The organism is uncultured Sunxiuqinia sp. (assembly GCF_947495665.1).
GTDB classification, from domain to species: Bacteria; Bacteroidota; Bacteroidia; order Bacteroidales; family Prolixibacteraceae; genus Sunxiuqinia; species Sunxiuqinia rutila.
Map to the genome: position 1 here is coordinate 487927 of NZ_CANLZV010000001.1, position 15356 is coordinate 503282.

General features: G+C 45.8%; 11 protein-coding genes. 6 read left to right on the forward strand and 5 right to left on the reverse strand.

The annotated features are described in order from the left end of the window. Positions 1-24 precede the first annotated feature (24 nt). The 4 genes from Q1A18_RS02155 (at position 25) to Q1A18_RS02170 (ending at position 4935) form a co-directional block, all read left to right on the forward strand. Positions 25-672, forward strand: a complete 648-nt coding sequence (locus Q1A18_RS02155) for a hypothetical protein (RefSeq protein ID WP_299576860.1) — start codon at positions 25-27, stop codon at positions 670-672. 164 nt (positions 673-836) lie between these two features. Next, complete coding sequence (gene purB, locus Q1A18_RS02160) at positions 837-2186, forward strand: adenylosuccinate lyase (protein ID WP_299576863.1); 1350 nt, start codon at positions 837-839, stop codon at positions 2184-2186. Positions 2187-2216: 30 nt separating this feature from the next. Beyond that, positions 2217-4040, forward strand: a complete 1824-nt coding sequence (locus Q1A18_RS02165) for an ABC transporter ATP-binding protein (protein ID WP_299576865.1) — start codon at positions 2217-2219, stop codon at positions 4038-4040. A gap of 67 nt (positions 4041-4107) precedes the next feature. Then, a complete protein-coding gene (locus tag Q1A18_RS02170) occupies positions 4108-4935 on the forward strand; it encodes an alpha/beta hydrolase (RefSeq protein WP_299576867.1) in 828 nt (275 codons plus the stop codon). 8 nt (positions 4936-4943) lie between these two features. Here the strand turns inward: Q1A18_RS02170 and Q1A18_RS02175 are convergent, their stop codons facing one another. From Q1A18_RS02175 to Q1A18_RS02185, 3 genes are all read right to left on the reverse strand, one after another. Further along, positions 4944-6257, reverse strand: a complete 1314-nt coding sequence (locus Q1A18_RS02175; RefSeq protein WP_299576869.1) for a glycosyltransferase — start codon at positions 6255-6257, stop codon at positions 4944-4946. A gap of 194 nt (positions 6258-6451) precedes the next feature. Next, the gene (locus Q1A18_RS02180; RefSeq protein ID WP_299576871.1) at positions 6452-6646 is read right to left on the reverse strand and encodes a hypothetical protein; all 195 of its coding nucleotides are present in this window, start codon (positions 6644-6646) and stop codon (positions 6452-6454) included. A gap of 371 nt (positions 6647-7017) precedes the next feature. Continuing rightward, positions 7018-7746, reverse strand: coding sequence for a (Fe-S)-binding protein (locus tag Q1A18_RS02185; RefSeq protein WP_299576874.1), 729 nt, complete (start codon positions 7744-7746; stop codon positions 7018-7020). Positions 7747-8124: 378 nt separating this feature from the next. Here Q1A18_RS02185 and Q1A18_RS02190 point away from each other — a divergent pair, with 378 nt between their 5' ends. Further along, on the forward strand, positions 8125-8811 hold the full coding sequence (locus Q1A18_RS02190) for an RNA methyltransferase (protein ID WP_299576876.1): 687 nt from the start codon (positions 8125-8127) through the stop codon (positions 8809-8811). Continuing rightward, the gene (locus Q1A18_RS02195; protein ID WP_299576878.1) at positions 8808-10733 is read left to right on the forward strand and encodes a dihydrofolate reductase; all 1926 of its coding nucleotides are present in this window, start codon (positions 8808-8810) and stop codon (positions 10731-10733) included. Before Q1A18_RS02190 ends, Q1A18_RS02195 begins: the two co-directional genes overlap by 4 nt. On the opposite strand, the gene Q1A18_RS02200 is transcribed toward Q1A18_RS02195, so the two are convergent. Further along, positions 10720-11580 carry a restriction endonuclease gene (locus tag Q1A18_RS02200; protein ID WP_299576880.1) on the reverse strand — a complete coding sequence of 287 codons (861 nt, stop codon included), beginning with the start codon at positions 11578-11580 and terminating at the stop codon, positions 10720-10722. The two genes, Q1A18_RS02195 and Q1A18_RS02200, sit on opposite strands and share 14 nt — an antisense overlap. Before the next feature lie 104 nt (positions 11581-11684). Then, positions 11685-15308, reverse strand: coding sequence for a PAS domain S-box protein (locus tag Q1A18_RS02205; RefSeq protein ID WP_299576882.1), 3624 nt, complete (start codon positions 15306-15308; stop codon positions 11685-11687). Positions 15309-15356 lie beyond the last annotated feature (48 nt).

A 15356-nucleotide genomic window follows, 5' to 3' on the forward strand; every position in this document is an offset into this window, starting at 1 on the left:
GAACCTTTAAAGTTGAAATCGTTTATGAATAATCAGGCCTGGAAGGAAAAAGATTATTTGGAGCTTGTTCGCGAAACCCAGGTGGACATTGCCCCCTTGGTGGATCGTGCCCGGCTTGATTGGGCGTTTCGCGACCTGGTGGTGCAGCAATTGGTATCGCACCAACACATTAATGTGTATTTTCATTCTTACCGAATTATGCAACAGCTAACGGCAGCCGATTCGGTTGGTTGCTTTCGCTATTGGGACGACTTTGTTGGCTTGCTTCAGCATGCGAACTCGTATCATCGGAATTATGGCATGGACCTGTTGGCTGACTTGCTGCCGGCGGATTTGCACAAGCGCTTTGATGCGGTTTTCCCGGATTATTACAAGCAGTTGCAGGATGAGAAAATCTCCACACGAAAGTATTGCATCCGCTATTCGGAGCGGATCATCCGGCATCGCCCGGATTTGACGAACCGCATTGTGGGGGAAATGATCGCTTCGCTTCGGATGAATGAAAACAACGAATCGCATCAGAACTTTTTGCTGGCTGCTTTTGGGGAACTTCTGGTGCAAAGCGGGCTTTCGCCCGTTACCAATCCGGAGCTTCACGACTTTCTGCAGGAGGTACTGGACACCAAAATTCCTCCCAAGCTGCGGCGGGAACTGGCCAGGCTGTTGGTTTAGCCGAACCGAAGTCATCGATTCAGCATAATTTCCCGGCTGGCAACAAGCCCTGAACGGTGCTATTTTGGATTTGTTAGCAAAATGTTTCGAAAGCGTATCCATGGGGTTTTGGTAGAAAGTCACTCAAAATATTTACTAACTTTGTGGCTCGAAAAATTAAAATCATGGAACTGAATTTATTGACCGCAATTACACCTATTGATGGTAGGTACCGATCGAAAGTAGAGAACCTGCAAAACTATTTTTCCGAGTATGCCCTGATTAAATACCGGGTACTGGTTGAAGTGGAGTATTTTATTGCCTTGTGCGAGTTGCCACTGCCTCAGTTGGCTGACTTTGACCACCAACTGTTTAGCCAGTTAAGGCAAATTGTAGCCGATTTTTCGGTTGCCGATGCCCAGCGGGTAAAGGACATTGAAAAGGTGACGAACCACGATGTAAAAGCGGTTGAATATTTTCTGAAAGAAGAGTTTGACAAACTGGGTATTCAGGCCTACAAAGAGTTCATTCACTTTGGACTGACTTCTCAGGATATCAATAACACGGCAGTTCCAAAGTCGATTCATGATGCGCTGGATAACGAATATTACCCGGCAATCAATGATTTGGTGGATACGCTGGATGAATTGGCCGGGGAGTGGAAAGACGTGTCGATGCTGGCCAAAACACACGGACAACCAGCTTCGCCAACCAACCTGGGAAAAGAGATTCGCGTATTTTCGGAGCGGATTAAAATTCAGTTGGAGCAGTTAAAAGCGATCAATTGCGATGCTAAATTTGGAGGCGCCACCGGTAACTTCAATGCGCACCAGATTGCTTATCCCGAAATTAGCTGGAAAGCTTTTGGAAACCATTTCCTGAAAAAATACCTCGGACTGGAGCGTGCTCAATTCACCACGCAAATTGCCAATTACGATAACCATGCTGCAATTTTTGATGCCTTGAAACGCATCAACTCCATTATTCTGGACCTGGATCGTGACTTGTGGACGTACATTTCCATGGAATATTTCAAGCAAAAAATTAAAGCCGGTGAAGTTGGTTCTTCGGCCATGCCGCATAAAGTGAACCCGATTGATTTTGAGAATTCAGAAGGAAACATCGGGATTGCCAACGCTTTGCTGGAACATTTGGCGGTGAAGTTGCCGGTTTCACGTTTGCAGCGCGACTTAACCGACTCAACGGTATTGCGTACCATTGGCATGCCATTGGGCCACACTTTAATTGCCGTTAGCTCTACCTTGAAAGGCTTGGGTAAATTGTTGCTGAACAAGGAGGCCATTGATGCTGATTTGGAGAAAAACTGGGCGGTTGTGGCCGAGGCTATTCAAACCATTTTGCGTCGCGAAGCTTATCCAAATCCGTATGAAGCGTTGCGTAACTTAACGCGCACCAACCGGAAAATGAGCCAGGAGGTGATCCATGAATTTATTGATACCCTGGAAATCAGCGATGAACTGAAAGCAGAACTCAAAACAATAACACCACATAATTATACCGGAATTTTTAGCTAATTCCGGTTCAATACAAACGACCTCATTATTATGAAAGACCTTTACGGCCTGCTCAAACGGTTTGTTCCGCCTTACAAAGGGAAGGTAATTCTGAATATCCTGTTTAACTTTTTAGGCGCTTTATTTGGCGCCTTCTCCTTTGCCATGCTTATTCCGGCACTGGGTATCCTGTTTCGCACACAGGAACTGGTGACCGAGAAACCGGTGCTGGACTCTTTTAGTTTGGATGGTGCACTGGAAATGTTCAATTACTTCATCAGCCAGGTGGTTATCGCTTCGGGTAACGAGCAGGCGTTGATTTACATTGGCCTTTTCATCATTATCATGGTGTTTTTGAAGGTGGGCTTTACCTATTTGGCCAGTTTTGTGATGGTCTACCTGCGCAATGGGGTTGTGCGCGACATTCGTTCGCAGATGTATCAGAAGATTTTGCAACTGCCTCTGGGCTTTTTCTCCGACGAGCGTAAAGGCGACATCATTGCCCGGATGACGGGTGATGTGCAGGAAGTGGAGAACTCGGTGATGAACTCGCTGGAGATGTTGTTCAAAAATCCGGCGATCATTATCATTTCCTTGGGAGCGATGGTGTACATGAGCTGGTCGTTGACCCTGTTTGTGTTTGTGCTGCTTCCGGTGGCCGGCTATATTATTGGCCGGGTGGGTAAAAGTCTGAAGAAAACCAGCATGAAAGGGCAGGATAAGATGGGGGATATCCTATCGATTACCGAAGAAGATATCTCGGGCCTGCGTGTGATTAAGGCTTTCAATGCCGAGGAAAAAGCCTATGAGCGCTTCGACCGGGAGAATGAGGCTTACCTGCACATTATGAATAAACTGATGTGGCGGCGGTTTTTGGCTCACCCCATGAGCGAGCTGCTGGGAACAACGGTGATCATTATTGTTTTGTGGTACGGTGGTGCTTTGGTATTGAACAACGAAAGTGCCTTGTCGGCTCAGGCATTTATTGGCTACCTGGTCTTCTTTTACAACATCATTAACCCGGCCAAGGCTTTTTCAACGGCGCTTTACAGTGTGGAGAAAGGCTTGGCTTCGATGAACCGGATTGACCGGATTCTGAGCCAGGAAAACACAATCAATGACAAAGCCGGTGCGCAGGAAAAAGCCTCGTTTGATGAAACGATTGAGTTCCGGAATGTGAGTTTCAAGTATGTCAATGAGAAGGTGCTGAAGAAAGTCAACTTGACAATTCATAAAGGGCAGACGGTAGCTTTTGTCGGCAAGTCGGGCTCGGGAAAAACAACCCTGGTTGATTTGCTGCCGCGCTTTTGGGATGTTTCTGAAGGCTCCATTCTGATTGACGGAAAGGATATTCGGGACATTAAATTGCATGACTTGCGCAACCTGATGGGAAATGTGAACCAGGAACCCATCCTGTTTAATGATACATTCTACAACAACATTGCTTTTGGGGTTGAAAATGCCACGGAAGAAGACGTGATTAACGCTGCGAAGATTGCCAATGCCCATGAGTTTATTGTTGCCACAGAGAAGGGCTATCACACCAACATTGGTGATCGGGGTGATAAGCTTTCCGGAGGCCAGAAACAACGGGTATCCATTGCTCGGGCTATTTTGAAGAACCCGCCAATTTTGATTTTGGATGAGGCTACTTCAGCTTTGGACACGGAGTCGGAAAGCCTGGTGCAGGAAGCCTTGCTTAACCTGATGAAAAACCGGACCTCACTGGTGATTGCTCACCGCTTGTCAACCATTAAAAATGCCGATGTCATTTGTGTGCTTCACAAAGGCGAAATTATTGAGATGGGGACTCATGAGCAGTTGCTGGAACAAAAGGGACGTTACCACAAGCTTCATCAAATGCAAGTGTTTTAGGGGTAGACAGAGGCTTTCTGAGTGGAAAAGCTTATCTTTGTAGCCCTGAACAATTAAATGAATTACCATGAGGCTATTAAGAATTTTTACAATCTCTTGCTGCTTGTTTATTGTCTTCAATCTATCAGCAGCTGCACAGAAAACAGCAACTTACAAAACTGTTGAATCCATTCAGTACCGTGAAACCGGTGAGCTGACTCCTTACATGGAAGAGCGCTGCAAGCTGGATGTATACTATCCGGAACATGTGGAGGGGTTTACAACCATTGTCTGGTTTCATGGCGGAGGCTTAACCGGTGGTGAAAAATTTATTCCAAAGGAATGGAAAAACCGGGGGCTGGCTGTTGTGGCCGTGAACTACCGCCTTGGACCCAAAGTGAAGAACCCTGCTTATATTGACGATGCTGCCGCGGCAGTGGCTTGGGTGTTTAACCACATCGAAGAATATGGTGGCTCGAAAGATGCCATCGTGGTTTCGGGCCATTCGGCCGGCGGCTATTTGGCCAGTATGATTGGTTTGGACAAAAGCTACCTGGAAAAGTATGGCCAGGATGCCAATCAGATTGCAGCTTTGGTGCCGTTTAGCGGACATACCATTACGCATTTTACCATTCGCTCCGAACAAGGCATTGCAGGCACACAGCCTACCATTGATGCCTATGCACCACTGTACCATGTTCGTAAAGACGCTTCACCCTTATTCCTGATTTCGGGTGACCGCGAAATGGAAATTCTGGGGCGCTACGAGGAAAACGCTTACATGTACCGGATGATGAAAGTGGCCGGCCACGAAAGTACTTTTCTGTATGAATTGGATGGTTTTGACCATGGAGCGATGGCCATTCCTGGATTCGAACTGACCCTGCGCATTTTGAAAGAAATAGGCTTGAACTAGTTTAAGCATCAGATGGCTTTTGACAGGCTGCTTACCTTAGCCCGAACCAGCTCTTCGTAGATGGCCCGGATTTTGGTGGCTGCCTGTTCCCATCGAATTTTTCCCACCTCTTGTTTGCCTGCCTGAATCATCATTTTGGGCAAAGCCGGGTAACTTAACAGCCCATGAATGGCGTCAGCCATGGCATGCACATCCCAAAAGTCAACTTTAATGGCATGTTGAACTATTTCGGAAACACCGGATTGTTTGGAAATAATGGTCGGTACACCGTTTTGCATGGCTTCCAACGGACAGATGCCAAAGGGTTCAGAAACGGAAGGCATGATGAAGATATCGGATAATCTTAGGATTCGGCACACCTCTTCGCCACGTAAAAATCCGGTAAAAAAGAATTGATCCGCCATATGGGAACGCGCTACTTTTCGAATCATTTCCTGCTGAAGATCGCCACTGCCAGCCATCACAAATTGAACATCTTTCATTTTGCTTAATACCAGTTCGGCCACGCGAATGAAATACTCAGGGCCTTTTTGTAAAGTAATTCGCCCCAGGAAGGTGACCAGTTTATTCTTGCCTTTAAGGCCGGATAAAGGCGGTTCAGCGGACTGCTGAAGTTCAACCCCGTTATGTACGGTTTGTGTCTTTTCAGGGGGGATTTGATACTTGTCGATCACCGTTTGCCGGGTGCGGTTGCTCACACAAATCACACAATCAGCCTGGCTCATGCCTTGCTGCTCAATTTGAAATACCTGGGGATTGACCTTGTTCCCGCTACGGTCAAACTCGGTGGCATGAACGTGCACTACCAAGGGCTTTCCCGATACCTTTTGGGCTGCAATACCCGCCGGAAAGGTCAGCCAGTCGTGTGCATGAATCACGCTAAATTCCGTGTGGCGGGCAATGTATTCGCTAATCACGGAGAAGTTATGAATCTCTTCCATTAGTCCGGTGCCATAAGCGCCGGAAAACCGAATGGCCGATGAAGGGGGAAAGGAGGAACCTGGGGTTTGCTTTTCGTGCAGTCTTAACTGTTGTATGGCGTACAGCCTGGGGTCAACATAGGGAAGCATTTGTGACTCGATACCCAGACAAGTTACCGGTACTTTTAGTCGCTCGGTGTGAATTTTACTTTTGATTAAGTCGATTTGATTGGCTCCAATTAGTGTGACATTGTCCTTAGCCTCGTTGCCATAAACTTTGGGAATGACAAAAGTTATTTTTGTGTCAAGAGCTGTCAAGCTTTTGGTTATTCCATAGCAGGCAGTTCCTAAACCACCCGAAATATTTGGAGGAAATTCCCAGCCAAACATCAATACATTCATGCTCCTTGCCTTACTGTGTCAACAAAGTCAGTGCTTGAACCCATTGAATTAACGATTTTCAATGAGCCGGAACCCAGACAGCTATAGATTCGAATGCTTGTTTTCGAAAATTAAAGAATAACCGATGGCATGAGGCGGGAAACCTGAAGTTACGGTTTTTTTAGATCTAAAGCCCAATAACAAAAGAGAGCTTCTTATTCCTTTTCAAACACTTCTTCGTGAATTTCCCACTCGACCACGTAGTCAAACTTATCTCCATCACACTGTAAGCCTTTTTCTCCGGGAAATGGCTTGTACTGACGACTGGTGTCTGTCTGCATGTTCTTGAGGCTACGGTGGCGTTCATGAATGATCAGGTTCTTATCTTTTTTGAATTCTTGCTTTTTCATTGGTTGATTGGATTTCATAAAATTGCAAAATATTTCCGTTTTGATGTACTGATAGTCATCGAATTGCGTCCATGCTGAGATCAAATTCGTAACTAGTAATGAGAGAATTAAGGGCTCAAATCGTGGCTTTTTTTACATACCACTCCATTTTAGACTACGGCAAAAAGTGGTAAATGTTTTTCTGAAAAAGAGTCAGGATTTATGTTCTTTAGAATTTATGTGTCTGAATGTCAATATGTACGAAGGTGTTGATCAGGTTTGAGGAAGAGTTGTTAAAGTTTCCTAATTTAACGGTTTGACTGATAGACACAACGAGTTCAACCACGATGTTCGTTCATCGTGGAGCAAGCGGAAATAAGGTGTGAGAATGACTATTCTGTCCAGCCACTGGCCAGGATGTCTGCAATATGGATGGGGGTGATTGGAAGTTTGTTTTTCTTGATGTAAGCTTCAATGTTCAGCAAGCAGGATGATTCGGTAGAAATAATGTATTCAGCACCTGTATTTAAAGCGTGCTGTACTTTTTGCTCGGTCATGGCCGATGAAATGGCTTTGAATTTGGTGACAAAAGTTCCACCAAAGCCGCAGCAGGTTTCTGTTTCTTCCATCTCAACCAGTTCCAGCCCTTTCACTTTGGAAAGCAGTAAGCGCGGCTCCTGTTTAACGCCATACTCGCGCAGGGCAGTGCAGGCATCGTGGTAACACACTTTGTGGGGAAAACTGGCTCCAAAGTCGGTAAAGTTGAGCTTATTTACCAGAAAGTCGGTTAGCTCAAACAAGCGCTTTTGCAAAGACAGGTGCTGTTCGTAATCCTCATCTTCTTTTTTGAACAGATTGGAATAATAATTCTTGATAAAGCCTGTGCAGGAGGCAGAAGGACTGACAATAAGCCGATCGCCCGGAAAGTCGGTTACAAACTTATGGGCTAATTTTCGTGTTTCATCCCAATAACCACTGTTGTATGCAGGCTGGCCACAGCATGTTTGCTCCGGGTTATAGTTGACATCAACTCCGGCTTTTTTCAGCAACTTAATTACGTTAAACGCGGTGTCCGGGTAAAGCTGGTCAATAAAGCAAGGGATAAATAAATCTACTGTCATTTTTGAGGAATAGGGTTTAGGCAAAGATAGTAGCTTTTCCATTTATACAAAAAGGGAGTGAACGGCACTTGCCAGTTTTTTTCGGAATTAAATTAACGCTTGCCTGGTTGTCCGGTAATGCCTGTCTGAACTCCATTCACGCATTCCTCTGGTTTCTGTTTATTTAGCGGTTTCCTTCTAACTGGCTTTTTGTTGTCGAATTCGCTGGTAAGATGGAACTTGCGTTTCGGCGTTGGTACCGGACTTCGTTTGTTTGGGGGCGCAAGAAGGAGTTGCCGTTTTCAAATCAACAACTGTAAACTTAAGCATCCGGCAAAAAATAGCTATTTTTAGCGCCCAAAGGCCTGTGGGCTTTACCAAATTTCAAGATTTTGACCTATGGATTATCAACGAATAGCATACCTCTCGGAGTGCCTTACCCCGGAACGAAAAGAATTGTTTGAACGTGTGTTGGAAGACCGTACCCGTTATCTGACCGTTGTTTTGGAGGATATTTTTCAACCGCAAAATGCCAGTGCTGTGTTGCGGTCTGTCGATTGTTTTGGAGTGCAGGATGTTCATGTAATCGAAAACCGGAATGAATTTACGGTGGACCGTGAGGTGGCGATGGGCGCTTCCAAATGGCTTTCGGTGCACAAATACACGGGGGAGGAACACAACAGCTTGAATGCTATTCGCCATTTGCGTGAGCAGGGCTACCGCATTGTGGCTACCACGCCACACGAAGGAGATACGAACCTGGAAGAGTTTGATTTGGAGAAGGGAAAATGTGCCTTGATTTTTGGAACCGAGCTGACAGGGATCTCGGAAGTGGTGCAGAATGAAGCCGATGAGTTTTTGAAGATTCCCATGCATGGGTTTACCGAAAGCTTTAACATATCGGTTTCTGCGGCGATCATCTTACACCACCTGACTTTTCTGATGCGTGGCAATCCGGCAATCGACTGGAAATTGTCCGAAGAAGAAAAGGCAGCGATTAAATTAAGCTGGATCAGACGAACTTTGAAACGCTCGGAGCTGTTAGAGCAACGTTATGAAGAATTGAAAAAGGAAGGAAAATTATGAAAGTTTTTGCAGAGAAATTTGCGGACATTAAAATATTACGCTACGAATTGACCGGTTTTGACAAGCTGAGTCTTCAACAAAAACAATACATCTACTACCTGGGGCAAGCCGCCCTTTGTGGGCGCGATATCTTATGGGATCAGAATAACCGTTATAACCTCCGCATACGCCGGTTGTTGGAAGCCGTTTATCGGACTTTTCCCGGAAACCGGGAAAGCGAGCTGTTTCAGAAATTTGAGGTTTACCTGAAACGGGTGTGGTTTTCCAATGGTATTCATCATCATTATTCCATGGATAAGATTCAGCCTGGCTTTTCGGCTCAGGATTTCCGGACGCTGCTTGAGCAGGCTGACTTAGGCGGATTTGCTTATTTGGCCGATTTGGAAGAGCTGGTAGAGGTAATCACCAACCCGGATCGGGAAGCCAAAAGAGTGAGCCTGGATGCTTCAGCTGACCTGCTACACGCGTCAGCGATGAACTATTACCAAGGCGTTTCGCAGGCCGAAGCCGAAGCCTTTTACAAAGCCAAAAATCAGGTTGCTGGTGAAAATGCGCCTTCGTTTGGCTTAAACACCCAGCTGGTGAAGGAAAATGGCGACCTGCAGGAAAAAGTATGGAAGGCTGATGGTTGTTACGGAGAAGCGATTCAGCAAATTATTTATTGGTTGAAAAAGGCCTTGCCTTTTGCGGAAAATGAACTTCAGCAAAAAACAATTAACGAACTGGTGGCTTATTACCAGACCGGTGATTTAAAAACCTTTGATGATTATAGCATTTCATGGGTAAAAGAGCTGGAAGGACAGGTGGATTTTGTGAATGGCTTTATTGAAGTGTACGGTGATCCGCTGGGAATAAAAGGAAGCTGGGAGGCGATTGTCAATTACAAAGACGAGGAAGGCACGAAGCGGGCGACCATTTTATCAGAGAATGCGCAGTGGTTTGAGCAGCATTCGCCGGTGGCCGGGGCGTTTAAAAAGAAAGAAGTAAAAGGCGTCAGCGCCAAAGTGATTCATGTGGCCATGCTTGGCGGTGATTGCTATCCGCATACGCCGATTGGGGTTAATCTCCCCAATTCTGAGTGGATTCGGGAAGAATATGGCTCCAAGTCGGTAACCATTGAGAATATTACCAAATCCTATTTCTTGGATTCGCTGGGCAATGGTATGCTGGAAGAGTTTGCCGGCTCCAAGGAAGAGATTGAACGGGCGCAAAATTATGGCTATCTGGCGGGTAACTTGCATACTGATTTGCACGAATGTCTGGGCCATGGTTCGGGAAAAATGATGCCCGGGGTGAAGCCCGAAGATTTGAAGAACTATTATTCGACCATTGAAGAAACCCGGGCCGATTTGTTTGCCCTCTACTATGTGATGGACGAAAAGTTGCTGGAACTGGGTTTGGTGCCTTCCATGGAGTCGGGCATGGCCGAGTATGATTCGTACTTGCGCAACGGGTTGATTACCCAGCTTACCCGCATTGAACCGGGGAAAGATTTGGAGGAATCGCACATGCGAAACCGTCAGTTGATTGCCCGGTGGGCGTTTGAGCACGGGCAGGCCGAAGCGGTGGTGGAATGGGTGAAGCGAGATGGTAAAACCTATGTCCAAATTAATGACTACCAAAAACTGCGCAAGCTGTTTGGTGAATTGTTGGCTGAAGTGCAGCGTATTAAGTCGGAAGGGGACTTGAAGGCCGCTGCTGAACTTGTTGAAAACTACGGGGTAAAGGTTGACCCGGATTTGCACAACGAAGTGCTGGAGCGTTTCAGCCGGCTAAACATTGCGCCTTACGCGGGCTTTTTAAATCCGGAGCTGAAACTGAAAACAGCCGACGGTGGAGAAGTCGTAGATGTTGAAGTGGCTTATGCCGAAGATTTTGCTGGGCAAATGCTTGCTTATGGCCAAAACTTCAGCTTTTTGTAGGTTTCAGCATTTGCCTGATTTCATGCATCACAGTTTGGAATTTCTTTTCACTTAAGGCCAGCGGGTCCAAGAGACCGGGATTGTCCTGCAGCTGTTGGCAGGTGACGATATTTTGATTCAGCAATTGTTGTTTATGACTTTTGGTCAGGCTGTTCAAGACTGTTAAGGGGTAAATCCTTTCGCGGTCAATCAGATCCTTCAAACTGTTTCCCAACGGGTAATCCCAGCTTAGTAAATGGAGCCCGCTGCATTGGCCATAATTAATGGCGTCGGAAGTAAAGCGGGTGTTGGTGACCACCCAGCCGTGAAATGAAAAGTCGCGGTATTCTGCTGATTCCTTTCGTTTTGAGATCAGATCATTCACGCGGGAGCGAATGTAAAGCGGAACTTTTACATTTTGAATCCGGTCGGGGCTTTGCCCGTACTTGCATTCCACAAAGTGTTGTTCTTTACCGCTTGTAGCTACCACATCGACTTCGTGAGTTACACATTGTCCGGGTAAAACCTGTCCAACTTCCACGGTAAATCCTAGTGTTTCCATAACCTGCCCGATGAAATGCTCAAAGGGATAACCGGTTGGCCCAAGTTCCATAATGCCTTTTTTTAGCCTGTAACGCGATGCCGCTTGTTTTTCCTTTTTGCGGAGCATGGAGAAAGCCCGCGCATAAATTCTATGGGTGCTGATGCCATCATAAATCCAGTTTTGTATGTCTTGGCCTATTTCCTGAATAATGGCTTCTTCAGCTCCTGCATTGCGCAGAGAGCGGATAAGTTTATCAAGCGCGAAGGGTTCGTGCTCGCCGGAGGCTTTTTTTATTAAAATCGGTTGAGTGTGGTTTGCTTGCATCGGTTGTTGCTTGTTTCAATCGGTTAAGGCCAAGTGCAGTTCTGAACTTGGGTTGGTTTTTTGTGATGCTAAATATAGCTAAAAAATAGTGTCGAAGTACCGGTTTACAAGCAGGGCATTTCAGATGTTGATAAAGAGACTGTATCTTCTTTTCCTTTTGTATTGAGCGGAATATGAAAGGTGAAAGTTGTGCCTTTACCAACTTCGGATTTCAAGCAGATGGAGCCTCCCATCAGGTCAATGATTTTTTTGGAAATGGGAAGGCCTAAGCCGGTTCCGCCATAGTTTCGGGTATACGAGTCATCGGCTTGCCGGAAGCGGTCAAAAATGCTGGTTTGTGTTTCCTTGTTGATTCCAATTCCAGTATCGGTAACAAAGAAACTGATCGTCTCGTTGGTTTGCTCCATAATTCCAAACTGAATTTTTCCTTCGAAGGTGAACTTAACGGCATTGCTTAGCAGGTTCATGAAAACCTGGTTAAACCGAACCTTGTCGGTGTATAGTTTTACCGAGCCTTCCGGAGCGATAAAGCTTATTTGAATGTGGGATTTGTCCTGCTCAGCCAGTCGTTGTTTAAATATGCTGTGAAGTTCTTTGAGTAGTGGAATAAGGTCAAATTGATCCTTGTAAATAGCCAGTTGCCCGGTTTCCAGTTTGGAAAGGTCAAGGATATCATTGATGATTTGAAGCAGGTTGGCCCCACTTTGCTTGAGGATGGAAGAAAACTCCTTTTTGGCTTCCTGGTCTAAGTCCTGTTCTTCAACTAACATATTGCTAAACCCAAGAATCGCATTCAGGGGAGTTCGAATTTCGTGGCTCATGTTGGCTAAAAAGGCGGTTTTTAGTCGGTCGCTTTCTTCTGCTTTTTCTTTGGCAAGCTGTAGATCAGCCAGTATTTTTTTCTTTTCCGTAATGTCCTCTTTGGCTTCAACAAAATGAGAAATCTCGCCTTTCGCGTCCAGAATGGACGAAATGGTCGCACTTTCCCAGTAAAGCTGGCCGTTCTTTTTCCGGTTTTTAATTTCGCCGCGCCATTCTTTTCCATCAAGGATTGTTTGCCAAAGTTGGGCATAAAACTCCTTGGAATGATAGCCTGATTTGAGAATTGCTGGTGTTTTGCCGATAACTTCCTTGCTTTGATAGCCCGTAATCTCAGTGAACTTGGGGTTGATGTATTCGATAATGCCCTGATGGTCGGTAATTACAATACCTGCCGGACTTTGCTCGGTTGATTTACTCAACAGTAGAAGCTGGTTTTCGGCTTCCTTTTTTCCGGTAATGTCGTGAACGATGGCGTGAAAGAAGATTCGTCCTTTGAACCTGATTTTACTGATGAAAACTTCCACTTCTCTGATGGTGCCATCAGCCAGTTTGTTTTGGTATTCACGTTGCCTGTTTTTCGACGCCCGGCTAAGCGCCATTTCTTGCTCAAATTCACCTTCTCCAAACTGGAAAATGTCCAGAACACTCATTTGCTTCAGTTGCTTGCGTGAGTAGCCGTAAAATTCGCGGGCCGCGCGATTTGCATCGGCAATGTTGCCGTTTTCGATATCAATCAGTAGCTTAATGGCCGCATCGTTTTTAAATAGGTTTTTATAGCCTTTCTCACTTTCCTTTAAGGCATCAAGGTTTCTTTTGGTTTCGGTAATGTCAATGATAATGCCTTGCAGCTTTACAAGTTTACTATCCTTGAACTCTGGAATGACGCGATTCATAAGCCACTTGATTTCGCCATTGGCTAGTTGAATCCGGAAGCGAATGTCAACCGTTTGCTTGCTTTCTATGATGCGTTTTTCGCCCGCTTCAAGTTCCGGGAGATCTTCCTTCAGAATATAGTTTCGGAAGAAATCATAGGTTGGAAGTACCTCAAATGGAGTCAGTCCAAACAGGCGATAGCAGTTTTCCGACCAATAAGTTTCATTTTTTACCAAATCATATTTCCAGTGGCCCATGCGGGCAATTTCCTGTGCCTCTTTTAGTGCTTGCTCGCTTTGAATTAAGGCGTCTTGGGCTTTCTTTTGTTCGGTAAAGTCTTGGTAGATGGTTAAAAATTCGGGTTGACCATCCCAAGTGATCAATTTTCGATAAACACGCAAGTTCCGCAGTTCACCATCTTTATGAAGGATCTCAATGTCGTACTCTGACTCGACGAAGAGGTTTTTCTTGCGTTTTTGTTTGCGCTCCTCGTGCTCAATGATGCTTTGCGTGGAATATCGTTTGCTTAGTGGCGTATCAAAATACTCCCGTATATTTTTAAATCCATAGATTGACAGCAAGGCCTGATTGACATAGCGCGTTTCGCCCGAGTTTGAAACAATGCGCATTCCAAAGGGAGATTCATCCATGGTTTGCTGGAAGTTTGCACGGGATTGCAGCAGGGCTTTCTCCGCCTCTTTTCGCTCGGTAATGTCGATAACAGTGCCAATATAGCCCAGTAGCTTGCCTTCGGGCGATAGTTCTGGTCCGGTTTCATCCAGCACCCAGGTCACGCGTCCATCAGGCAGTAAAAAACGGTATTCAAGCTTGCTGTGCATTTGCTTTACCGAGATGTTCTCCCATCGTCGAATAAGGAGCGAACGATCTTCGGGATGGATGGCTTCAAGCCAGCCTCGGCCAAGTGCTTTTTTGCAGTCCAGTCCACTTAGTTCGCAACATTTAGGGTTGATGTAATTGACATCCCCGTCAGGACGTGTTCGGAAGATTCCAACAGGCGACTGATCGGTAAGGGTATGGAATAAGTGTTCTCTTTTCTGAAGTTGTTGCTGAAGCTCATTGGCCTCTGTTTGGTCTCTGAAAACCAATACAACACCAGTAATGCTTCCTTTTTCATCCCGGATGGGAGCACTGTTATCTGCAACGGGTAGTGTTCGTCCTGATTTGGTCATCAGTATGGAATGGTTAGCTGTTTCAACCACTTTGCCTTGGTTGATCACTTTCTCCACAGGGCACTCGGTTTCAAGCCCGGTATCTTCATGGATGATTCGAAATACCAATTGGGCAGCTTGTCCAATGGCTTCCTTTTCACTCCAGCCGGTTAGTTGTGTGGCCTCCGGGTTGATAAAGGTGATTAGTCCTTGATTATCGGTGGTAATCACCGCATCGCCAATACTGCTCAAGGTAGTTCGGTAGCGTGCTTCGCTTTCGCGGATGTGATTTTCTGCCGCAATGCGCTTGTGCTCATTTCTGATTAGCAGGCCAATAAGCAGGGTCGAGCCCGGAAAAATAAGCAGAATGGGCCACCATATTTGCCCAACTACACGAATAGCCGTTTCCCATGGTAAAATGAATTGACAGAGGAGCATCGCCAAATGGGTCAGAAATCCCATGGCGAGCAGGTTCAGCGGGCTTATGTTTTCGGGTTTGCTGCTCAGATAGCGTCTAAATGCCAGACCAATTAAAGCCGACACAATAATGGTGGTGGTGCCGGCTAACACGCCAATGCCACCAAGAATGATCCTGTAAACAATGGCGAGAATCGCCGTGATAGCAGTAACAAGGGTTCCGCCAAAAAGGCCTACAAGCGACAGGATAATCGATCGTCCATCGAAAAAGATCCCCGGTTGAAAATTGACGGGCATGTTCATTCCGATGATGGTAATGGAGCCAAATAACAGGCCTGCAACTAGTTTTAAGCCATGGCTGTTTGCTTTTTTAGTACGAAAGAGAAAACTGTATGAAACAGTCAACGTTATGAGTAAAGTTGCATTTTGAAGCAGGTCCGTTATCATCGTTTTTCGTTTGCTCTCTTAGCTTCTGTTAGCATGGCTCCACCTTTG